Origin of the sequence: Hymenobacter glacieicola (genome assembly GCF_014640315.1) — a bacterium.
In the GTDB taxonomy this organism is placed as follows: Bacteria; Bacteroidota; Bacteroidia; order Cytophagales; family Hymenobacteraceae; genus Hymenobacter; species Hymenobacter glacieicola.
In genome coordinates this window covers 14,219-34,263 of the sequence record NZ_BMGS01000009.1, presented here as the reverse complement: position 1 = coordinate 34,263, position 20,045 = coordinate 14,219, and the positions used below count along the sequence as shown (strand labels likewise).

Below are 20,045 nucleotides of genomic sequence, written 5' to 3'. Positions count from 1 at the left end.
TTGATAGATAAAGGGTAGCGTTTTGTCGAAAATGGGGTAAAAAATGAAGGGGGTATTGCAAAAAGTGAGCTTTACCTCCTACCTTTGCCTTCGTAATCCCCCGAAAGTTCTCTCACGCCTAATTCTAGCATGGCAATTCTTCGCTTTAAAGCTCTTGAACTAGTAGACCAGCGCGAGCCGCTGGCCGTTACCATTGCCGGTGAGCGTCGTTCCGAGACGTTTGGCAAAAACGTCTTCAACCTGGATGCCATGCGGGCCACCATGCCCGGTGAGTACTTTAAGAAGCTGCAGGCCGCCATTAAGCAAGGCTCGCCGGTGGAGCGCAGCGTGGCCGACGCCGTGGCTTCGGCCATGAAAACCTGGGCCATGGCCAAGGGGGCTACCCACTATACCCACTGGTTTCAGCCTCTGACCGGCGCTACCGCCGAAAAGCACGATTCCTTTTTCGACCTGAACTCCGACGGTCGGCCGATTGAGAACTTCAAGGGCTCGGCCCTGGTGCAGCAGGAGCCCGATGCTTCCTCGTTCCCGAATGGTGGCATCCGTAACACCTTTGAGGCCCGCGGCTATACCGCCTGGGACCCCACTTCCCCCGCTTTCATCATTGAAACCGCCGGGGCCAAAACCCTGTGCATCCCGACCATCTTCGTTGCCTACACCGGCGAAGCGCTCGACTACAAAGCGCCCCTGCTGAAGTCGTTGGCCGCTCTGGAAAAGGCTGCCGTGGATGTGTGCCAGTACTTCGACAAGGACGTACAGCGCGTGCACACTACCCTGGGAATCGAGCAGGAATATTTCCTGGTAGACCGCGCCTTGTACAACGCCCGTCCTGACCTGGTGATGACCGGCCGCACCTTATTCGGCCACGCGCCGGCCAAAGGTCAGCAGCTCGAAGACCACTACTTCGGCTCTATTCCGGCCCGCGTACATGCCTACATGCTGGACTTCGAAGAAGAGTCCAACAAGCTCGGTATTCCGCTTCGCACCCGCCACAACGAGGTAGCGCCCCACCAGTTTGAGTGCGCCCCGACCTTCGAGGATGCCAACCTGGCCGTTGACCACAACCAACTGCTCATGGACATCATGGAGCGCGTGGCCGACAAGCACAACTTCAAGGTGCTGCTGCACGAGAAGCCTTTTGCAGGTGTAAATGGCTCGGGCAAGCATAACAACTGGGCCATGAGCACCGATACGGGTGTGAACCTGCTGGCTCCCGGCCGTCGGCCCAAGGAGAACCTTCAGTTCCTGGCTTTCTTCATCACTACCATCAAGGCCGTGCACCGCTACGGGGAACTGCTGCGCGCCAGCATTGCTTCCGCTAGCAACGACCACCGCCTCGGCGCCAACGAAGCCCCGCCCGCCATCATGTCGGTATTCGTGGGTTCGATGCTGGACTCGGTGCTGGATGAGCTGGAGCGTACCGCTAAAGTACCCCTGGACAAAGGCGACAACATCTACCTCAAGCTCGGCATCGATAAGATTCCGGCCATTCTACTCGACAACACCGACCGTAACCGTACCTCGCCCTTCGCCTTCACCGGCAACAAGTTCGAGTTCCGCGCCGTGGGCTCTTCAGCCAACTCTTCGTCGGCCATGACCACTCTCAACACCATCGTGGCCGAGCAACTCATCGACTTCAAGCAGTCGGTTGACGCGCTGATTGAGCAGGGTAAGAAAAAGGAGGTAGCTATTGTAGACGTGCTGCGCGAGTACGTGATCAGCTCCAAGAACATTCGGTTCGAGGGCAATGGCTACTCCGACGAGTGGAAGGACGAGGCGGCTGCCCGCGGTTTGGCTAACGTGCCGACCACGCCCCAGGCTCTGGACGCCATTATCAAGGAGGATGCGGCCTCTCTGTTCGAGCGTCACCGGATCTTCTCCCACGTGGAGCTACACGCCCGCCACGAGATTCTGCTGGAGGATTACATCAAGAAAATCCAGATTGAAAGCCGCGTGATGGGTGACCTGGCCGTGAACCATATCATCCCTACGGCGGTTGCTTACCAGACCAAGCTCATAACCAACGTGCGTGGTCTGCGGGAGCTGGGCCTCGACGATGAGAATTCAGAAGTAACGGTAAACACCATTAAAGCTATTTCGCGGCACATCTCTACCATCAAAACCCAGGTAGACGAGATGACCAATGCTCGCAAAGTAGCTAATAAGATTGACGATACGCGCGAGCGGGCCGTAGCCTACTGCGACACCGTCAAAGCACATTTCGACACCATCCGCCGCTCGGTTGATAAACTGGAGCTGATGGTGGCCGATGAGGACTGGCCCCTGGTAAAGTACCGCGAACTGTTGTTCCGGCACTAAGTCCAGGGTCAGAGTCGGGCCGGAGTTGGGTGGGAATTTTCTCCGCGCCTCGATTTTAGAAAAAGCCGTTCCGGGTGGGGCGGCTTTTTTTGTTGTCAGTACCTGTCACCCGAATGCTCTCTTCATTATCTAAGGGACCATCTAAGCTTTCCTGCTCCACTGATATTGACTAATATAATTAGTAAAAATATAGCTAAATATATTAGTCGGGCGTATACTTGCAGCGAACCAGTTTTTGTTGGCTATGAGTGAAGTCCTGTTTGTCCCGCTTATTCGCCGGCCCCTGTGGCTGACTTTCTTTGATTCCCGGGTACCAGCGGGCTTTCCTTCCCCGGCCGAAGACCACCGCGGCGTCAAGCTGGACCTGAACCGCCTGCTACTACCGCACCCCGACTCGACCTACCTGGTGCGGGTGATGGGCGACTCGATGACCGGCGGCGAGTCGGGCATTCGCGACGGGGCGCTGCTGGCTGTGGACTGCCAGCTGCAGGCCGAGCCCGACGACGTGGTGATTGCCGTGGTAGAAGGCCAGTTTACGGTCAAGCGCCTGGTGAAGCGGACGGGCGAGGCCTGGTTTCTGGTGCCGGATAACCCGTCTTACCCGGAGCGGGCCATTGACGAGCCTGATTTATTTGATGTGTGGGGCGTGGTGACGCACGTCGTGACCGAAACCCGGCGCGGCCGGAAGAAGGCCTATGTTTGCGTTAGTTGATTGTAACAACTTCTACGTGAGCTGCGAGCGGGCCTTTCAGCCCAGTCTGGAAGGTAGGCCCGTCGTGGTGCTCAGCAACAATGACGGGTGTTTAATTTCCCGCTCGGCAGAGGCCAAGGCCCTGGGCTTGAAAATGGGAGAGCCCTACTTTAAGGTAAAAGCCTTGCTGCAGCAACACGACGTGCGCGTGTTTTCCAGCAACTACGCCCTATATGGGGACATGTCGGCCCGGGTGGTGCACTACCTGAGTTCCGTGGCTCCCGAGGTAGAGGTCTACTCTATTGACGAGTGCTTTCTGGACCTGCACGGTATGGAGGCCTACCACGGCCCCCTGGCCGAACTGGCCCAGACCTGGAAGCGGGAGATTAAGCGCCGCACCCACATTCCCGTCTGCATTGGCATTGCTCCTACCAAGACGCTGGCGAAGCTGGCCAACCGCCTGGCCAAGAAGTTGCCCGGGCTGGAGGGCGTGCTCCACCTGGACTCAGACGAGCGCCGGCAGTGGGCCCTGGCGCAGACCCCGGTAGAGGACGTGTGGGGTATTGGCAGCCAGTACGCCCAGAAGCTTTGGGCACAAGGCATCGGCACGGCCGCCCAGCTGGCAGCTCAGAGCGAAGGTTGGGCCCGCAAGCAATTAGGTGGGGTAGTCGGGGCGCGCCTGGTGCGCGAGCTGCAGGGCACGTCCTGTCAGCAGCTAGCCCCGAGCGAGGATGGCAGTTTGGCCCGTAAGAGTATTGCCTATACCCGCACCTTCGGCGAGCCGCTCACCGAATTTATGGACGTGCTGACCGCGGTAGCGCATTTCACCTCACGGGCAGCCGAAAAGCTGCGCCAGCAGGGCTCAGCCGCCAATGTGCTGACGGTCTTTATCAGCAAGGGCCGGTACACCGCGGAGCCCCCGCCGTACACGCGCTCGGCCGTGTTCACGCTACCCCTAGCTACCAACGACACGACGGAGCTGCTGCGCCACGCCCGGGCGGCCTTGAAGAGGCTGTGGGAGCCGGGCGGGGTATATAAAAAAGCAGGCGTCCTGCTGGATGGCCTGGAACCAGCCGGGCAGCAGCAACTCCTGCTGTTCGAGCCTAATGAGCAGGCCGAGCGCCGGGCCACGCTTATGGCCGAGCTGGACAAGGTCAACCAGCGCTTTGGCAAAGGAGCCGTGCGCTTTGCTACGGCCGTACCCGGGGTGCGGGGCCTGGCGCCCTGGGCCGGGCAGCATCAGTTCCAAACCCTGGCCTATACCACCTGCTGGGAGGATATCTTGTGTATTCGGGCCTGAGCAGGGGCTTGACTACTTTCGCTCCAGCTAATAGAAGGAAGGGCTTTTAGCGTATATAAACGTCTTCCTGCTCAGTATAGGCTCCACCTGGGGGCGTTGTGGCCTTGAAGCGTAAAATCAACTTGTGGTTGGTCAACTCCAGTATCGTGCAAGAGATTCGCCCAAAGGTCAGGTTCTTGTTCTGGCGAAATAGCTTGTAGTGGCCCAATGAACGATTATCTATGGCTGCGTGGTAGCCGATGGAGTCCGGTGTAATGCGCAGATAGTAGTCCGGTATTACGGTGATGCTAGTTCTGCTCACGAAGGCGCCCGACGCCGAGTAGTTATAGTCGAAAGAACTGTCCGGTATCCAGCGGCCTTCTAGGGGCGCCTCGACGGGTTCCGGCTCGTTCGATTCCTTCTGACAAGCAGCCGTGAGCAGCGTCAGGCTTAGCAGCAAAAGAGGTAGGAGTCGATTCATAGAGTAGGGGAAAGGCAGCTCGATGCTTAGTGCCCCTCGGCAACGGGCGCAGCGGGGCGGCGGGTGAAGCTGTTTCGAAATAGGAAGAGGCCAACGACGAGTAAGCACCCAAACGGGAGCAGGATCAGCGCCCGAGCCAGTAGATCCGTGGGCGGGGCCAGAAACGAGCTCAGTGTAAGGAAAGCCTGCCAAAGCAGGTAGAATACGAACAGCACGCTGGCCCACAGCCTGCCCGAGCGGATGCCCAAACCGATTGCCACCACCAGGACCAGACTAAACAGCGCCTGCGCCAGGATGATGTACTGAATGCCGTTGCCTGCCCCTTTGGGTGCAGAAGAGCCAAAGACATGTAGCAGTAGGAAGCAATGCGGGAGTTGGGGCAGCAGCATCGAAACCAGAAATACATTGGAGGCGATGCGCTGGTTTCGACGACTGGATAACGGCATAAGGCAGAACTAAAGGGGGCTTAGTCAACAGCAGCCACTGCAATTGCTTAACAGAGGAGGAGATAGTAGTAGGAGGCAGCGGCACAAGCACAAGTGCCGTCGATTTAACGTGTGTAATGGTCCTCAACACAGCCGTAGGAACCGTCGAAAGAATTTACGTACAATTTATAGAACTGCAGGGTCAGGGCGTGTTCGGTCAATTAGGTGATAATGGCCTGAGGCGCATCTGAGCCGGGACCCAGTTCCAAAGTGTCGCCTTTGCGCCCGCGAATGACATCAATGTCAAACTGGTTGTTGGTTGTGGGTTGCATGTACCGGAGGGCATCGGGGGCTATGAGCAGATAGTAGGAATTGAAGGTATGCGGCTTGTGAGCTAAGACGTTACCGGCTTTATCATAAGTGTAGCCGTCGCTGCTCCGGTATTCCCAGCGGCCTTCTATCGTAGGTTTTGGTGCCGTTTCTTCGTCTTTCTGGCAGACGGCCGTGAGTAGCGTCAGGCTCAGCAGGAGCAAGGGGAGAAGTCGGGCATAGAATGGCGACAAGCAATAAACAGTAGGAAACGCAGACAGCCTTAAAAGCACATAAGCTGTTTAGCCTCTAACCGTTTGTCTGAGGGCTGAACAGCTGTGCAAGCTAGCAGCGTAACCGATAAAATTCTGCTGTAAAGGGTCAATTCTGCTGGCGAAGTATGAGCTGCCAGCCTAGGGTAGGCGCTAGCACCTGCCCTTCAGGGGGCGTTTCATCAGAATATCGGTTTGCTCATCATCACCTAGCACAAACACGTGCTTGCCAAACTCAGTGAAGCCGTTTTTCTGATAAAACCGGATGGCTCGCGGATTTTCCTCCCACACCCCTAGCCACACGTAGTCGGCTTGGGCTTGCGTCGCCAGCTGCATTGCCTGCTCATAGAGTAGTTGGCCGACCTTTTTCCCGTGGTATTCCTCTAACACGTAAATGCGCTCGATTTCTAGGGCGTTGGCCTCCTGCGGCTCAGTTTGTGCCAGATCCGTGTTCACTTTCACGTACCCGACCACGATGTTGTCCAGCTTAGCCAAGTAAAAGGCCGAGTGAGGGTTCCGGAGCTCCGCCGTCAGCTTGTCGAGGGAAAATCCTTCCTCTAAGTAGGCGTGCATGTTTTCCGCCGAGTTGCTGGCGGCGAATGTTTCGAAGAACGTCTGACGGCCAATGCGTTGCAAGTGCTCCACATCCTGAAGGGTTGCTTGAGTGATGATAAGCTGGTTCATGTGTTGGTTTGAGGGCATGGTTGGGTAGGTAGGGGCAATGGAAATGCGGGCGGCGCTTCTGATCTTGGGCGCTTTTCGTGGCCCTTCCGTACGCTTGCTCATGACCTTGCCCGAGATTCTGCACGCCACGTATCCGCTGCCCAGCGCCTCGCTGGAAAAGATGCTGACCCTGGCCGAGCTATTTGCCTTTGACGAAGGTTGCCGGTGTGCGCTGAATTACTGCGGCTATCGTAAAATTCAAATAAGCCAATCATCAATCATATCTCCAAGGTCACTTACTCCCAACGTAAACTGAATAATAATAACGGCTAAAATAATTTGCACCACCCGAGGAATAGAAACCCCCATTTTATTTTTAAAAAATGTATTTACCGGAGGCAGAAAGACAAGTGAAAGAAGAAGATAAATAATGCCTGGCACGGGGTGAACCAGAACGATATTCAGTATTCCAATTACTAAAACGGAAATTCCGAAAATCCAGCTTATTACGTTTGTTACAGCTGCCTTTGCTTGTATTGTATTACTGCTCATACTGCCGGTAGCTGTTTTAAAAATAGCCAAATACTACATCTGAAAAAATGTGCTTTGCGCCTTGTTTCACCTGTGAAGGTTGCTAGTACAGTGTTAGAAAGACTGCAGCATAAGCTCTATTTTATCAAACAACTCGCCCACACCTAGCGAAGCCCACAGAATAAAGAAACCCAAAAGCCATTTTGCTGCCACGGGAATGCGCAGACCTGTTTTCTCCCTGATAAAGGCATTGACCGGAGGAAAGTAAACGGAAGCAAGCAGAAAAATAAAAATTCCAAAACCAGGATCATTCCCCCAAAACGTATTAACTACGCCAATTCCCGCAGTCAGCAGACCACATAGCCAGCCAGCTACATTTGAAACGATTGTCGAAGGGTTTGACACGTTGTCCATAACCGTGGCGTTGAAGAAGTGTGGTTTATATTAAAGGTAAATCAAAAAACGAGAGGCTTACCTGCTTGAAAAGTGGGTGGCACACCGGGCGTTACTGCCGAGATTAGCACTACACAAAAGCAAAGCAGAAATGTAGTGCTACCCCAGGGCTGACTTTCACTAGTGGCAGTGAACAATGACATCCTGTTCTGAACGACGATGTAAAGGAAAAGAAAGAACTTTGTATTTCAAAGTAAAGATGAAACAGTTTTCGGACTGGTCGTTGCTCAATTGACATTATTAGCCAGTTGCTATTTGGTTCGCCTCGGTCTGTCTCTGAGGGCCGGTCGTCTTGTTACCTACTATGCTCCAGCAGAGGCGCGCTCTTACTACCCAATTGAGTGTGTTCGGCTTAGCCCTGCTACGGCTGTGGGGTAGGCCGTCCGGTGTACCAGATAGCCTACCCCACGACTGTGTTTGCAAGTGTTTGTTTGACAGTACGTTATCATACTGAATGGAGTACTTGCCGCTTCAGTAACGGGGTAGGACCGTAGCCCGGTGCCTAAAAAGCTTGCTCACCGGCTTTTGCCAAGCTGATGCGTTGCCTCCGCCGCCAGCACTTTATCGAGGACCACCAACATCTGCTGCATGATCAACTGCCAATCCTCGGGCCGATTTAACTGCAGATGGCCTTGCTCCAGCTGTTGATACAAGGTGTCGAGGTGAGCGAACTGCTGCCGGAGAGCAGGCCCGTCCAGGTGCAAGAAGCGGCCGTGGGGAAGCGAGAATATCTCATCGATGAAAAACTGTACCGCGTGCTGCAACTGTTGCTGATCCACCAGGCGGTCTTTCTGCAGCGTAGGTAGCTCTGCACGAAGATGTTGAAGCTGAGCGGTAGGCAGAGAATAGTCCATACAAGCAGTAGCATATAGGCAAAACAGTACCCCCTGAGACTATAACAAGGAAGAGAATTACTTACGAAAATGCGCAGCTCAAGGGTTGATTTTGCCGCTTCCGCTAGTCCAGCAATCCTACTATAGGGTAGTAATGTGTTATCATAACGAGCTGATTAATAGGGGTATATTCACTACGTAAAAGGTGCCAGAGCCGCCAGCAAAATAGTAGTAACCCGCTGCCAGCAAGCATACGACCATGGTACTGTGGCTATGCTGGCCTCACGTTTGGCTGCCGCCACCCAGGCCAACAGGACGGCGCGGGAGGGCAGAATCTGACCCGAGTGCAGGGCTTGGGGCCATTCATCCGCGGGCCACGCGTGCAGAAAATACTCCGCCTGATCGGCAATGCGGGTTAGGCGGGCTGGGGCATAAGGGTCAGTAAAATGCAGGCGGCGGGCCACGCGGTACAGGTCGCGCAGGGCTGCTTTGGGCGCAATGGGAAGGTGGGTAGTTCCATCTTCCGGTAAGGCAGAATGCTGAGTCATAGGCGCCACTTACGGGCGCGCAATCCGGCCCGGATTGCCTCGTAAGGGCATAAAGTCAACAAAAACGAATAAAAATGAGGGGCGGAATTTTTTACAATATTCCGGCGTTTTGGGCCGGCTCAGGCGGGTAGTTGCCGCGGTAGTTCCGTGTCATCGGGCAGCACTTCGGCCCCGCTGCCGTGGTCGGGGGAGAGGCGTTTCCAGGTAGCCCGCTTCAGCTCCTCCAGCCGCTGCAGCGTGTCCTGTACCGTCTCCTGCTCGCGGAGCTTGTCGAAAAGCCCCGACTTCTGCCCGGCTTTCACCAATTGTTCCAGCACGAGCGGCAGCACCCAGCCTACCACGCTGGAGGCCAACGCCCCGCGCAGCCCCAGCCGAACGAGCAGGCGGGCCGTCATGCGCTCCAGCAACAAACTGCGGGCGGCGGGTAGGGCCTTGCTGGTCAGAAAGTCGCGGACGAGCTGCCCATTGCCTTTCTGCACCTCCGCCCTAAGTACCTCCTGCACCGATTCTAGCGCGGATTGGGCCGCCTTGCGAAACAAGCGGCCGGTTTGCCACGCGGCCAGGCCCGTAAGCTGCCCGGCCGTGCGCAGGAAGTGAGGAAGCAGGGAAATGTTTTTCATAAGGCAAGAAACGGAAAAAGGCGGCCGGCGGATAGCCTTTCCCGCTTTATTGCAACGTAGCCACCTGAACTTCCCGCCCGTTGCGTAGTTGTTTGCCTACTTCTGTCCGTTATTCTGCCATGCAAGCACTGGTTATTACCCGCCCCGGCGGCCCGGAGGTGTTGGAAGTCCGGGACATGCCCCGGCCGGTACCCGCCGCCCACGAAGTTCTCCTGAAAGTGCACGCGGCCGGCGTTAACCGGCCCGATGTGCTGCTGCGCCAGGGCAAGTACCGCGGCAGCGGCGACGTGAGCGGCCTGGTGCCCGGCCTGGAGGTAGCGGGCGTAATAGAAGCGTGCGGGGCCGAGGTTACCTGCTGGCAACCCGGCGCCGCCGTGTGCGCCCTGCTGGCCCAGGGCGGCTACGCCGAGTATGCAGTCGTAGATGCCCGCCACTGCCTACCCCGGCCCGCGGGCTGGACCTTCGCCGAGGCGGCCAGCTTACCGGAAACGGTATTTACCGTGTGGCACAACGTATTTCAGCGGGGGCAGCTGCAGCCCGGTGAAACGCTGCTGGTGCACGGCGGCAGCAGCGGCATTGGGGTTACGGCCGTGCAGTTGGCCTGCCTGTTGGGCAGCCGCGTAGCCGCCACGGCCGGCTCCGAAGAAAAGTGCGCCGCCGTGCGGGCCCTGGGAGCCGACCTTGTGGTGAACTACCGGGAAGAAGACTTTGAAACCGTAGTGGCAGAGGCCGGCGGGGCCGATGTAATTCTGGACATGATTGGGGGCGACTACACCGCCAAAAACCTGCGGCTGCTGCGCGACGATGGCCGCCTGGTGTTCATTAACGCCATGCAGGGAAGCACTGCTCCGTTCAACGCCCTAGAAGTAATGGCCCGCCGCCTCACCATTACGGGCAGCACCCTGCGGCCCCGCTCCGCCGAGTTCAAGGCGGCCCTGGCTGCGGACGTTGAGCGCCACGTCTGGCCCTTGTTGCCCGACCGGCGCTTCCGGCCCGTCCTGCACTCCACGCTCCCCCTGACTGCCGCCGCCGACGCCCACCGCCTGCTGGAAAGCAGCGCCCACATTGGCAAAATAGTGCTGACGGTAGGTAGCTAAGCCTGCGTTATGCCCTTCGCCCGCGCCAGTGAAGGGTGTTTTTCAGCGGGCCGGGCTACCCGCTGTATGTTCTTCCAACCTTCCTTTCCTCGTCTGTATGCGTACTGCTCTTCTCATTGGCGCCACCGGCCTAGTCGGCGACCAGTTGCTCCGCCAATTACTGCTCGATAACCGTTTCGACCAACTCAAAGTATTTGTCCGCCGGTCTACCGGTTACCAAAACCCCAAGCTGGAAGAACACCTCGTCGATTTCGACCAGCCCCAGACCTGGCGCGACCAGCTGACCGGCGACGTGCTGTTTTCGACCCTGGGCACTACCCTGCGCCAGGCGGGCAGTCAGGAGGCCCAGTACCACGTCGATTACACCTATCAGTATCGCACGGCCCGGGCCGCCGCCGAAAACGGCGTTACTACCTACGTGCTGGTTTCCTCGGCCGGCGCTGATGCCGATTCCTTTGTGTTTTACAACCGAATAAAGGGCGAGCTCGAGCGCGACGTGAAGCGCCTGCCATTCCTGCGCATCCGGATTCTGCAGCCTGGGGTGCTGGCCGGCGGCCGCGCCCAGGTGCGGCTGGGCGAAAAGCTGGGTTTAGTGCTGGCCTCGTTAGTTGGCGCGGTGCCCCCGCTGCGCGCCTACCGCCCCATTCATGCCCGCATAGTAGCCCAGGCCATGATCAACGCGGCCCTAGACGAAACCCCCGGCGTCAGCACCGACACATTGGAAGGAGTGTTTACGCGGGCCGGGCAACTGGCGTAACTTCCTTCCAGCCAACAAAAAAAGCCCGCTACCTAGCGGGCTTTTTTTATGAGGAGTAACTGCTAACGAGGCTAGGCCCGCTTCCACTTAATGGTGCAGCCAATGGCTTTGGTCGAGTTTACCGAAGCCGGTTTACCGGCGATGATGTCGGTCATGGCGTTTTCCAGGTACTTGGTTTTCACCAGCTTGGCGTCCTCGGAGTTGTCGTCGATGGCTCCAATATAGCTCACCACGAAGTCCTGGCCCTGGCGGGTGAGTACGTAGAGGTGGGGCGTGCGGGTAGCGCCGTACTGGCGGGCTACCTGCTGGGTTTCGTCCTGGAGGTAGGGGAAGGCGTACTTCTTGTCCTTGGCCCGCTTCTGCATGTCGGCGAAGGAGTCGCCGGGGGCTACGGCCGGGTCGTTGGGGTTGATGGCCACCACGGGGTAGCCCTGGGCGGCGTACTTGGTGTTCAGGTCGATGATGCGCTGCTCGTAGGCCTTGGCGTAGGGGCAGGTGTTGCAGGTAAACACCACGATGTAGCCCTTGGCCGCCTTGTTATCAGCCAACGACACCAGCTTGCCGTCCACGTTCTTGAGCTTGAAGTCGGCGGCTTTATCGCCCACCTGGTAGCCCTCGGCCGCCGGCCGAAGTACAATAAAGCTGCTCAGGGCCAGCACCAGGCACGCCGCCAGAAAAGGAAGAAGCTTTTTCATAAAATGACTGGGAAAAAGGTGGAAGATATCTTGGGGTGTCATTCCGACGCAGGAGGAATCTGGGTTCACTACTTAACGATTTAACCCAGATTTCTCACTGCGTTCGGAATGACAAGCAGTGGCTTTGTATGACAGTTATTTCACGAAAGCCTGCACCTGTTTGTGCAGTTCCTCGGCTGAAAGCTCCTGCTCAAACGTGACTCGTTTGCGCTGGGCGTTGTTCAGGATGATGGTAAACGGCAGGGCCCCGGTCCACTTGGTATCTACCTTGTCAAGATAGGTATTCGGGTCGGTTTCATTGAGCAGCACCACTTCCGATTTCAGGGCGCGCTTCTGCACGAAGGGCTTGACTTTTTTGTCGAGCTGGGAGGCGTAGTCCATACTCACCAGCAGCACTTTCACTTTCTGCCGGGCGTAGGTGGTGGTGAGCTGGTCGAAGTGGGGCAGCTCCTTCACGCAGGGCGCGCACCAAGTAGCCCAGAAGTTGACTACGTAGGTCGTGTCGGTGGGGCGGCTCAGGCGCTTCTGCAGCTCCGGCAGCTTAATAACGGCTACTTTCTGGGCCTGGCCGGGCAACGCCAGCAGCAAAAAGGCCGCGGCCAGCACAAGAAATTTCAGTTGGTTCATGGTGGGAGGGTAGTAGTTGGGGTAAAGACAGGCAAGACGGCCAGAAGTTGCGGAGGGCTTCACCTACCACCCAAAACTTTATGCTTGATCTGACGTCCGTTTATCGAAGCATTTTTACGCTTTCCCGGTCGTCATGCAGAGCTGGAGGCGAAGCATCTCGCCTGCAATCGTTACCGCAGTGACCAGATGTCAGTCGAGCGAGATGCTTCGCCTCCGGCTCTGCATGACGTTCTTCATACAGCCTATAAGCCAGACAGCGGCGCTGCAGACCTTTTTTTAGCAAAATGACGCATGTGGGCGTCTCTGCTGCGAAGCCCATACCTGCCGGCCGCATCGTCATTTCCTGCTCCTGCATTGCGCACAATCCTTGCTTACCTTTGTTACTCCTCTGAAAAAAGCCTCCCTATTGGGTTATGAATAAGATCTATTGCCCCAGCCTAACTGAATACCAGCGCCGCCTTTCCCGGGAAGTTCAGCTCGGCGACCTGCCCATGGGCGGGCTCAACCCCATTCGGGTGCAGAGCATGACCACCGTGGACACTATGGATACGCTGGGCTCAGTGGAGCAAACCCTGCGCATGGTGGAGGCCGGCTGCGAATATGTGCGCATCACGGCGCCCAGCGTGAAGGAGGCCCAGAACCTGCTGGAAATCAAGAAGGAGCTGCGCAAGCGTGGCTGCAACGTCCCCCTCATTGCCGACATCCACTTCACGCCCAACGCCGCCGAGCTGGCCGCCCGCATCGTGGAGAAAGTGCGCGTGAACCCCGGCAATTACGCCGACAAAAAGAAGTTCGACGTCATTGAGTACACCGACGCTACCTACGCCGCCGAGGTGGAGCGCATCCGGGAGCGGTTCCGGCCCTTGGTGCAGATCTGCAAACAGTACGGCACGGCCATGCGCATCGGCACCAACCACGGCTCCCTTTCCGACCGGATTCTGAGCCGGTATGGGGACACTCCATTGGGCATGGTAGAATCGGCCCTGGAGTTTTTGCGCCTCTGCGAGGAGGAAAACTACTACAACGTGGTTTTGAGCATGAAGGCCAGCAACACCCAGGTGATGGTGCAGGCCTACCGCCTGCTGGTGCAGAAGCTCGACGAGGAAGGCCTGCAGCCCTACCCCCTGCACCTGGGCGTAACCGAAGCCGGCGAGGCCGAAGACGGCCGCATCAAGTCGGCCGTGGGCATTGGCACGCTGCTAGAGGACGGCCTCGGCGACACTGTGCGCGTGAGCCTCACCGAAGCCCCCGAAGCCGAAGCCCCCGTGGCCCGTGCCCTCATTGACCGCTACACCAACCGGGCCCAGCAAGCCAAGCCCATTGCCCCCCTCACGGCCGATTTCGCGGCTCCGACGGCTAGCCTGGCTTCTGATGCGCACGCCTTCAAGCCCGAACTGATCAGCAATGACGCTAATCTGTCGCCAATTGACCCATTCCAGTACCACCGCCGCGTTACGCGCGAAGTGCTGAACCTGGGCGGACAGAACGTGCCCCGGGTGATGGCCGACCTCTCGCGTCTGCCGGGCCTGGAGTACGCCGATCTGCGCGCCGCCGGTCACCTCTACTCGGCCTTCCTCGACAAGTTCCAGATGAACGACCTCGGGGCCGACTACGTGTACTCAGGTCAGCGCCCCATTCCGTTCATGCTGCCCAACGGCCTGAAGGAAGTTGTGGATTATGCGGCCTGGCTGGATGGCGGCCAGCGCCCCGAGCACTACCCCGTCCTTACGCAAGCCGAGTACGCCACGACTAGCACTCGGCACCCGGAGCTGAACTTCGTATTCCACAACCTCGATTCGCTCACGCCCGCCGCCCTGGAGCAGCTGCGCGCCGATGCTACGGCCGTGGTTATCCTCTACACCGATAACGCCCACGCCATGCCAGAAATCCGGCGGGCCTTTTTCCGCTTGATGCAGAGCGGCCTCACCAACCCCGTACTCATCAACCGGCAGTACCCCGAGCTGACGCCCGAGCAAACCCAGCTCTACGCCGCCACCGACGTCGGCGGTCTGCTCCTCGACGGCCTCGGCGACGGGGTGGTGCTGAGCACCGAGCTGCTGCCCGAGCGCCCCAAAGCCGAGTGGCTTCAGACCATCGACCAGCTCAATCAGCTCTCCTTCGGCATCCTGCAGGCCGCGCGCACCCGTATGAGCAAAACGGAGTACATCAGTTGCCCCAGCTGCGGACGCACTTTGTTCGATTTGCAGGAAACCACCGCCATGATCCGCAAGCGCACCGACCACCTGAAGGGCGTGAAAATCGGCATTATGGGCTGCATCGTGAACGGCCCCGGCGAAATGGCCGACGCCGACTACGGCTACGTAGGCGTGGGCAAAGGCAAAATTGCCCTCTACCGCGGCCAGGAAGTCATCAAGAAATCCGTACCCGAAGAACAAGCCGTGGACCAGCTCATCGACCTCATGCGCGAGGATGGCAAGTGGATTGAACCCGTGCGGCTGGAGGAGCCGGTGGTGGGGTAGTTCAAAAACAAACAGGGCCGACTGATATCAGTCGGCCCTGTTCTTATTACGTGAGTATGCTAGATTTTTACTTGATTCATGATAGCCAAAATCCATCCAGCAAAGGCTTGGATTTGAAGCGTATTGGAGGCATCAAAGACGAGTTGTTTTTCCAACTGCAGACTGAAGGAATTATTGATTCGTGGTTTGATTATTATGGTAAGTTTCGCTGGGGTAATGAACTTGTAGTGCGGATGTTGACAAAGCTGCGGGGAAAGCCGAACTCGTTAACCTTGCAGCACGAGCAAACAGCGTTCATTGCTATTTTACAGAAGGCAGTTGATGCCAATAGTGGATTACTAGCCTTTGGCGACTAAAAGCTATGAGTGAGTTTCTAGAAAGGGAAGTAGTTAAAGGATACTGGCTTTATGATGGCATAATTAGAAAGGGTCTTATTATTAAGGCAATCAACTATGATTATTGGTACGAGCTTGAAAAGTCAGAAGGCCTGGATATGGCTGGTCAAGAGCCGGAGCTAAATGAAATGGGCGAAATGTATATGATAGAATGGACGGATCATATCCATAAAAACCGGGAGAGCTTCGCTGTTGGAACCTTGGACTTGGAGTCAACGAAATTAAAAGCCGAAGACATTGTAAATCAGGCTATAGAGTGGGTTTAATTGCCTAGATAAAATATCTACGCCGCTTATCCGTCTGCCACCCCATGAAACTACGTGTGATAGTAACCGGAACTACCGGTATGGTGGGAGAGGGTGTGTTGCTGGAATGTTTGAACAGCCCTGAGGTAGAGCAGGTATTGTCTGTGAGCCGCAAGCCTAGCGGCCGGCAGCACCCCAAGCTGCGGGAAATCCTGCACGCCGACTTCCACGACCTCACGCCGATTCAGGACCAGTTGACGGGCTACAACGCCTGCTTTTTTTGCCTGGGCGTGTCGTCGGTGGGGATGAAGGAGCCGGAGTACCGCCGCCTCACCTACGACCTGACCCTGCACTTCGCCCAAACGCTGCTACCCCGCAACCCGGGCCTGACGTTTTGCTACGTGTCGGGCGCCGGCACCGATGGCACCCTGAAAAGTAGCCAGATGTGGGCGCGGGTGAAGGGCGAAACCGAGAATGCCCTACTCCAGCTTGGCTTCAAGCAGGCGTTTATGTTCCGGCCGGGCTTTCTGAAAGCTACGCCAGGCCAACAGCACGTGCTGTCCTACTATAAGTATTTCGGCTGGCTGTACCCGGTGCTACGGGTGGCAACGCCCAAGTACGTTTCTACGCTGGCAGAACTTGGGCAAGCCATGATTCGGGTAGCGCAACGCGGCTACCTCAAAAAGGTGCTGGAGGTGCCGGATATCGTGGCGCTGTCCCGCCTGCATCAGCGGCAGGCTTCGCCGATATCGGAGGGGTAGTACCCCGGCCGAGGACTGTGCGTATACTTCCCGGACTTGGTTCTCAGCGAAAGAGCAGCAGAGGCAGGTCCAGGAAGCATGAACCAGCGCCCCCTACACCTGCCGGAACTTGGCCTGCTGATTTATCTGCTGCGGGGCACCCCAGCGGCGGAGCATCTGCTAGCGGCGCTACATACGGTGCGGGTTGCAGAGGTAGCGGCCGGAGCAACCAGCAGCCTCCGCTTCCTCAGCGCTACCCCCAATCGGCGCCTTGGTCAGCAGATAGCCACCACCCAATTCCTGGACGAAGACGGCGTAGCGGTGCTCGTGTCCCTGTACCTGGACCAAGTAGGGGAGCTGTACGAGCTGGATTGCTGGAAAGTAGATGACACGCCTGTAAAGCGCATTACGGCTTTCTGAATATGCTTGTCATTCCGAGCTTAAGCGAGGAATCTGGGGTAACCGTTATATGGTGAATCCAGATTCCTCGCTTAAGCTCGGAATGACAACCGTAGGCGCTTCTTGTGGCGGCTGGCTACTTGCACTTTTCCTTGCGGCGCGTATCGATGACGTGGGCAATGCGCCAGCCCTCGGCTAGCTTCACTAGCTGAAACGAGTTGTAGCCGCAGTGGCTGAAGGTGCTACCCACGTAGAACTCGTAGGGCGTCCAAACACTGGCCAAGTTGGCGTCAATCAGGACTTTATCGAAGGTGATGCGCTCATCATAGACCTCCTTGTGCGGGGTACCTACCATCTTCACGAAGCCTGCCGGATTCTCAGGCCGCAGCTGCGTCTGGCCGCTCTTGGTGCTGATGGTATGAAACACCGCGCCGGGCGCCAACGTGGCCCGCACCATTGTGCTGTCGCCCTTGCGCATGCCCTCAAAGAAGGTCTGGATGGTGCGCTTCACCGCCTCGGTTTCGCTGGCCGGTTTTTGGGCCAGGGCAGGGGTAGCGGCCAGGAGCAGGCAGGGGAGTAGCAGGTGTTTCATGGGATAGGGAAGTTGAGTGTGAGCAAGGACGTAGTTTGAATGCACACGTTGCGGTTGAGGTAGAGGAGTAACTGGTGTTAAGCAGGGCAGAAATCTAGTAGGGCACCAATCGTTGTCATCCTGAGCCCAAGCGAAGGACCTCTACCTCTGGCTAATTAAAAGAAGTTACCCCCGGTAGAGGTCCTTCGCTTGGGCTCAGGATGACAGGTGTACATACAGGTGTGAACGTATAGTGACAGGTGTAAATGGTAGTGACAAGTGTAAGTGACAGATAACGCAACAATACATTGGTATTAGCTCTTGCTCCCATCAATCAACGCTACCGTAAAATTATGGGCTACCCCCTCGTAGCGGCTCAAACAGGCTATTTTTGCGGGAGCAAGAAATCCAACTGTAGCCCTTGTTCGTTTGCCTTTGCATGGAAATCCGCCGCACCTTCGACCTGCTACCCCACCGTATTGCTACCTCACCCCAGGCCGATTGTCTGGTAGAAAAGAAAGCCGGCACCTGGCAGCCGCTCAGCACTACCCGCGTGCAGGAGCTGAGCAACCAGGTTAGCTTGGGTTTGCACCAGCTCGGCATCGGGCGCGGCGACAAAGTAGCCATCATTTCGGCTAACCGGCCCGAGTGGGTCATTGCTGATTTTGGTATTGCTCAGTTGGGGGCCGTGAGCGTGCCCATGTACCCCACCATCACGGTGGAGGACTACCGCCACATTTTCCAGGATGCGGGCGTGCGCGTGGTACTGGTGGAGGACAAAAAGCTGCTGGCCCGGGTGCAGCAGGCCGTGGCAGGCTTGGCCCACGGTCCCGAACACATCTTCACCTTCGACAAAGTGGAGGGGGTAGGGCATTTTGGCGAGCTGCTCGCGCTGGGTCAGGGCGAAAACCCGGCGGAGCTGGAGGCGCTGAAAGCCGCCGTGCAGCCCGATGATCTGCTGACCCTGATTTACACCTCCGGCACCACCGGGCGGCCCAAGGGCGTGATGCTCAGCCACCGCAACATTCTGTATAACTGCGAGAACCTGACCGGCTACCTACCCATGCCGGTGGGCCAGAAGGCGCTCAGCTTTCTGCCGCTGAGCCACATTTTCGAGCGCACTGCCACCTACCTTTACCTGCTGTTGGGCTTTAGCGTGTGGTATGCCGAAAGCGTAGAGCGCATTGCTGATAACCTGCGCGAGGTGCAGCCCCAGGTGTTTACCACCGTGCCCCGCCTGCTCGAAAAAATCTACGACAAGATTGTTGCCCAGGGCCAGAAGCTAACCGGCGCCAAGAAAAAGCTGTTCTTCTGGGCCCTGGATTTGGGCCTGCGCTACGATACGCAGAAGGACCAGGGCTTCTGGTACAACACCCAGCTGGCGCTGGCCAACAAGCTGGTGTTCAGCAAGTGGCGCGAAGCGTTGGGCGGACAGGTGCGCTACATCGTGAGCGGGGGCGGGGCCCTGCAGCCGCGCCTGGCCCGGGTGTTCTGGGCCGCCGGCATCCCCGTGATGGAAGGCTACGGCATGACGGAAACCGCGCCCGTAATTGCTGCCTCCCAGCCCGTAGCCGAAGGTAACTTCATCGGCGCAGTAGGCCCCATAATTCCCGGCGTGGAAGTAAAACTGGCCCCCGACGGCGAAATCCTGACCCGCTCGCCCTCCGTGATGCAGGGCTACTACAACCGCCCCGACCTCACGGCCGAGGTGATTGATGCCGAAGGCTGGCTGCACACCGGCGACATTGGTGAGTTCGTACAGGGCAAATTCCTCAAAATCACGGACCGCAAGAAGGAGATGTTCAAAACCTCCAACGGCAAGTACGTGGCCCCGCAGCCCCTGGAATCCAAGATCTCGGAGTCGCCGCTGGTGGAGCAGGTAATGGTAGTGGGCGAGGGGGAAAAGTACGCGGCGGCCCTGCTGGTGCCGGCCTTCGCCGAGCTGCGGGCCTGGGCCCAAAGTCACAACCTGCCCACCGACCTCTCCGACGCCGCCCTGGCCGCCCACGCCCAGGTGCAGCAGCTCTACGAGCAGCTCGTGCAGCAGGCCAACGCGGCCTTCGCCCAGTGGGAGCAAATCAAGAAAGTGGCCCTGCTACCCACCCTCTGGAGCGTAGAATCGGGCGAGCTGACGCCCACCATGAAAGTGAAGCGCAAAATCGTGAGCCAGAACAACCAGCAGCGGATTGAGTCGCTGTTCCGGTAAGAGGCATCATTTTGAGAAGCCCCCATTGTCATCTTGAGCGGAGCGAAGGACCTCTTCCGCTTCTTTATAATGTTAACTAGGAGCTGTTAACAGTAAACCAAGAAACAGTCATGCAGAGCGCAGCGAAGCATCTCGCTCGCATCGTTGAGTTAGTTTGGCAACATCAGCCGAGCGAGATGCTTCGCTGCGCTCTGCATGACCGTCTGATGCAATTCACAAGCCCTGACTGTACACATGACCCAGTTACTACCCTAACGAAGCGGAAGAGGTCCTTCGCTCCCACTCAGGATAACAATGGGTTATCCAAGAGCCGAAAAGCAACGAAGCAGGTTCCCTTCTCGCCCCGGATATAGACGAATGAATATCTTGCGGATTGTAAATCTTTCCGCCCCGGCGGATGTTATCAAAG

Annotated in this window: 23 protein-coding genes; 11 read left to right on the top strand and 12 right to left on the bottom strand. The window is 57.4% G+C overall.

Annotated features, from left to right (window positions below; all coding sequences use genetic code 11):
- Positions 1-129: 129 nt before the first annotated feature.
- The 3 genes from IEW18_RS16290 (at position 130) to IEW18_RS16280 (ending at position 4,310) form a co-directional block, all read left to right on the top strand.
- Positions 130-2,319, top strand: coding sequence for a glutamine synthetase III family protein (locus IEW18_RS16290; protein WP_188558937.1), 2,190 nt, complete (start codon positions 130-132; stop codon positions 2,317-2,319).
- Between the two features lie 244 nt (positions 2,320-2,563).
- Positions 2,564-3,031 (top strand): LexA family protein, encoded by a 468-nt coding sequence (locus IEW18_RS16285; RefSeq protein ID WP_188558936.1) that lies wholly within the window; start codon positions 2,564-2,566, stop codon positions 3,029-3,031.
- Complete coding sequence (locus IEW18_RS16280) at positions 3,015-4,310, top strand: Y-family DNA polymerase (RefSeq protein ID WP_188558935.1); 1,296 nt, start codon at positions 3,015-3,017, stop codon at positions 4,308-4,310. Before IEW18_RS16285 ends, IEW18_RS16280 begins: the two co-directional genes overlap by 17 nt.
- 46 nt (positions 4,311-4,356) lie before the next feature.
- Here IEW18_RS16280 and IEW18_RS16275 read toward each other — a convergent pair whose 3' ends face one another.
- The 9 genes from IEW18_RS16275 to IEW18_RS16235 all read right to left on the bottom strand — a co-directional run bounded on the left by IEW18_RS16275 (position 4,357) and on the right by IEW18_RS16235 (position 9,424).
- Complete coding sequence (locus IEW18_RS16275; protein WP_188558934.1) at positions 4,357-4,770, bottom strand: hypothetical protein; 414 nt, start codon at positions 4,768-4,770, stop codon at positions 4,357-4,359.
- A 26-nt stretch (positions 4,771-4,796) separates the two neighbouring features.
- A complete protein-coding gene (locus IEW18_RS16270) occupies positions 4,797-5,216 on the bottom strand; it encodes a hypothetical protein (RefSeq protein WP_188558933.1) in 420 nt (139 codons plus the stop codon).
- Positions 5,217-5,416: 200 nt separating this feature from the next.
- Positions 5,417-5,758: a hypothetical protein gene (locus tag IEW18_RS16265; RefSeq protein ID WP_188558932.1), complete on the bottom strand. Its 342-nt coding sequence runs from the start codon at positions 5,756-5,758 to the stop codon at positions 5,417-5,419.
- Between the two features lie 171 nt (positions 5,759-5,929).
- Positions 5,930-6,478, bottom strand: coding sequence for a GNAT family N-acetyltransferase (locus IEW18_RS16260; protein WP_229728788.1), 549 nt, complete (start codon positions 6,476-6,478; stop codon positions 5,930-5,932).
- Between the two features lie 219 nt (positions 6,479-6,697).
- On the bottom strand, positions 6,698-7,021 hold the full coding sequence (locus IEW18_RS16255) for a hypothetical protein (protein ID WP_229728787.1): 324 nt from the start codon (positions 7,019-7,021) through the stop codon (positions 6,698-6,700).
- Between the two features lie 63 nt (positions 7,022-7,084).
- Complete coding sequence (locus IEW18_RS16250; RefSeq protein ID WP_188558931.1) at positions 7,085-7,384, bottom strand: hypothetical protein; 300 nt, start codon at positions 7,382-7,384, stop codon at positions 7,085-7,087.
- Between the two features lie 554 nt (positions 7,385-7,938).
- Positions 7,939-8,277 carry a hypothetical protein gene (locus tag IEW18_RS16245; RefSeq protein WP_188558930.1) on the bottom strand — a complete coding sequence of 113 codons (339 nt, stop codon included), beginning with the start codon at positions 8,275-8,277 and terminating at the stop codon, positions 7,939-7,941.
- Positions 8,278-8,450: 173 nt separating this feature from the next.
- Positions 8,451-8,804 carry a hypothetical protein gene (locus IEW18_RS16240; RefSeq protein WP_188558929.1) on the bottom strand — a complete coding sequence of 118 codons (354 nt, stop codon included), beginning with the start codon at positions 8,802-8,804 and terminating at the stop codon, positions 8,451-8,453.
- Positions 8,805-8,923: 119 nt separating this feature from the next.
- Positions 8,924-9,424, bottom strand: coding sequence for a hypothetical protein (locus IEW18_RS16235; RefSeq protein ID WP_188558928.1), 501 nt, complete (start codon positions 9,422-9,424; stop codon positions 8,924-8,926).
- A 119-nt stretch (positions 9,425-9,543) separates the two neighbouring features.
- Here IEW18_RS16235 and IEW18_RS16230 point away from each other — a divergent pair, with 119 nt between their 5' ends.
- Positions 9,544-10,521 (top strand): NAD(P)H-quinone oxidoreductase, encoded by a 978-nt coding sequence (locus IEW18_RS16230; RefSeq protein WP_188558927.1) that lies wholly within the window; start codon positions 9,544-9,546, stop codon positions 10,519-10,521.
- A gap of 97 nt (positions 10,522-10,618) precedes the next feature.
- Positions 10,619-11,278, top strand: coding sequence for an NAD(P)H-binding protein (locus tag IEW18_RS16225; RefSeq protein WP_188558926.1), 660 nt, complete (start codon positions 10,619-10,621; stop codon positions 11,276-11,278).
- 71 nt (positions 11,279-11,349) lie between these two features.
- Here the strand turns inward: IEW18_RS16225 and IEW18_RS16220 are convergent, their stop codons facing one another.
- Both IEW18_RS16220 and IEW18_RS16215 read right to left on the bottom strand, forming a co-directional pair.
- On the bottom strand, positions 11,350-11,973 hold the full coding sequence (locus IEW18_RS16220; protein WP_188558925.1) for a thioredoxin family protein: 624 nt from the start codon (positions 11,971-11,973) through the stop codon (positions 11,350-11,352).
- A 135-nt stretch (positions 11,974-12,108) separates the two neighbouring features.
- The gene (locus tag IEW18_RS16215; RefSeq protein ID WP_188558924.1) at positions 12,109-12,600 is read right to left on the bottom strand and encodes a TlpA disulfide reductase family protein; all 492 of its coding nucleotides are present in this window, start codon (positions 12,598-12,600) and stop codon (positions 12,109-12,111) included.
- Positions 12,601-13,013: 413 nt separating this feature from the next.
- Here IEW18_RS16215 and ispG point away from each other — a divergent pair, with 413 nt between their 5' ends.
- From ispG to IEW18_RS16190, 5 genes are all read left to right on the top strand, one after another.
- Positions 13,014-15,080: a (E)-4-hydroxy-3-methylbut-2-enyl-diphosphate synthase gene (gene ispG / locus IEW18_RS16210; protein WP_188558923.1), complete on the top strand. Its 2,067-nt coding sequence runs from the start codon at positions 13,014-13,016 to the stop codon at positions 15,078-15,080.
- A gap of 56 nt (positions 15,081-15,136) precedes the next feature.
- On the top strand, positions 15,137-15,436 hold the full coding sequence (locus IEW18_RS16205) for a hypothetical protein (protein ID WP_188558922.1): 300 nt from the start codon (positions 15,137-15,139) through the stop codon (positions 15,434-15,436).
- Positions 15,437-15,441: 5 nt separating this feature from the next.
- The gene (locus tag IEW18_RS16200; RefSeq protein ID WP_188558921.1) at positions 15,442-15,741 is read left to right on the top strand and encodes a hypothetical protein; all 300 of its coding nucleotides are present in this window, start codon (positions 15,442-15,444) and stop codon (positions 15,739-15,741) included.
- Positions 15,742-15,785: 44 nt separating this feature from the next.
- Complete coding sequence (locus IEW18_RS16195; protein WP_188558920.1) at positions 15,786-16,481, top strand: Rossmann-fold NAD(P)-binding domain-containing protein; 696 nt, start codon at positions 15,786-15,788, stop codon at positions 16,479-16,481.
- A gap of 78 nt (positions 16,482-16,559) precedes the next feature.
- Entirely contained in the window at positions 16,560-16,880 is a 321-nt protein-coding gene (locus tag IEW18_RS16190; protein ID WP_188559119.1) for a DUF6984 family protein, read from the top strand.
- Positions 16,881-16,995: 115 nt separating this feature from the next.
- Here IEW18_RS16190 and IEW18_RS16185 read toward each other — a convergent pair whose 3' ends face one another.
- Positions 16,996-17,451 carry a nuclear transport factor 2 family protein gene (locus IEW18_RS16185; protein ID WP_188558919.1) on the bottom strand — a complete coding sequence of 152 codons (456 nt, stop codon included), beginning with the start codon at positions 17,449-17,451 and terminating at the stop codon, positions 16,996-16,998.
- Between the two features lie 418 nt (positions 17,452-17,869).
- On the opposite strand from IEW18_RS16185, the gene IEW18_RS16180 reads away from it, so the two are divergent.
- Entirely contained in the window at positions 17,870-19,636 is a 1,767-nt protein-coding gene (locus tag IEW18_RS16180; protein ID WP_188558918.1) for an AMP-dependent synthetase/ligase, read from the top strand.
- The last annotated feature ends 409 nt before the right edge of the window (positions 19,637-20,045 follow it).

Excerpts from the sequence above, each read along its gene's own strand:
- IEW18_RS16290 (WP_188558937.1), top strand. The coding sequence starts at position 130 with ATGGCAATTCTTCGCTTTAAAGCTCTTGAACTAGTAGACCAGCGCGAG.
- IEW18_RS16285 (WP_188558936.1), top strand. The coding sequence starts at position 2,564 with ATGAGTGAAGTCCTGTTTGTCCCGCTTATTCGCCGGCCCCTGTGGCTG.
- IEW18_RS16280 (WP_188558935.1), top strand. The coding sequence starts at position 3,015 with ATGTTTGCGTTAGTTGATTGTAACAACTTCTACGTGAGCTGCGAGCGG.
- IEW18_RS16275 (WP_188558934.1), bottom strand. The coding sequence starts at position 4,770 with ATGAATCGACTCCTACCTCTTTTGCTGCTAAGCCTGACGCTGCTCACG.
- IEW18_RS16270 (WP_188558933.1), bottom strand. The coding sequence starts at position 5,216 with ATGCCGTTATCCAGTCGTCGAAACCAGCGCATCGCCTCCAATGTATTT.
- IEW18_RS16260 (WP_229728788.1), bottom strand. The coding sequence starts at position 6,478 with ATGCCCTCAAACCAACACATGAACCAGCTTATCATCACTCAAGCAACC.
- IEW18_RS16250 (WP_188558931.1), bottom strand. The coding sequence starts at position 7,384 with ATGGACAACGTGTCAAACCCTTCGACAATCGTTTCAAATGTAGCTGGC.
- IEW18_RS16245 (WP_188558930.1), bottom strand. The coding sequence starts at position 8,277 with ATGGACTATTCTCTGCCTACCGCTCAGCTTCAACATCTTCGTGCAGAG.
- IEW18_RS16240 (WP_188558929.1), bottom strand. The coding sequence starts at position 8,804 with ATGACTCAGCATTCTGCCTTACCGGAAGATGGAACTACCCACCTTCCC.
- IEW18_RS16235 (WP_188558928.1), bottom strand. The coding sequence starts at position 9,424 with ATGAAAAACATTTCCCTGCTTCCTCACTTCCTGCGCACGGCCGGGCAG.
- IEW18_RS16230 (WP_188558927.1), top strand. The coding sequence starts at position 9,544 with ATGCAAGCACTGGTTATTACCCGCCCCGGCGGCCCGGAGGTGTTGGAA.
- IEW18_RS16225 (WP_188558926.1), top strand. The coding sequence starts at position 10,619 with ATGCGTACTGCTCTTCTCATTGGCGCCACCGGCCTAGTCGGCGACCAG.
- IEW18_RS16220 (WP_188558925.1), bottom strand. The coding sequence starts at position 11,973 with ATGAAAAAGCTTCTTCCTTTTCTGGCGGCGTGCCTGGTGCTGGCCCTG.
- IEW18_RS16215 (WP_188558924.1), bottom strand. The coding sequence starts at position 12,600 with ATGAACCAACTGAAATTTCTTGTGCTGGCCGCGGCCTTTTTGCTGCTG.
- ispG (WP_188558923.1), top strand. The coding sequence starts at position 13,014 with ATGAATAAGATCTATTGCCCCAGCCTAACTGAATACCAGCGCCGCCTT.
- IEW18_RS16205 (WP_188558922.1), top strand. The coding sequence starts at position 15,137 with ATGCTAGATTTTTACTTGATTCATGATAGCCAAAATCCATCCAGCAAA.
- IEW18_RS16200 (WP_188558921.1), top strand. The coding sequence starts at position 15,442 with ATGAGTGAGTTTCTAGAAAGGGAAGTAGTTAAAGGATACTGGCTTTAT.
- IEW18_RS16195 (WP_188558920.1), top strand. The coding sequence starts at position 15,786 with ATGAAACTACGTGTGATAGTAACCGGAACTACCGGTATGGTGGGAGAG.
- IEW18_RS16190 (WP_188559119.1), top strand. The coding sequence starts at position 16,560 with ATGAACCAGCGCCCCCTACACCTGCCGGAACTTGGCCTGCTGATTTAT.
- IEW18_RS16185 (WP_188558919.1), bottom strand. The coding sequence starts at position 17,451 with ATGAAACACCTGCTACTCCCCTGCCTGCTCCTGGCCGCTACCCCTGCC.
- IEW18_RS16180 (WP_188558918.1), top strand. The coding sequence starts at position 17,870 with ATGGAAATCCGCCGCACCTTCGACCTGCTACCCCACCGTATTGCTACC.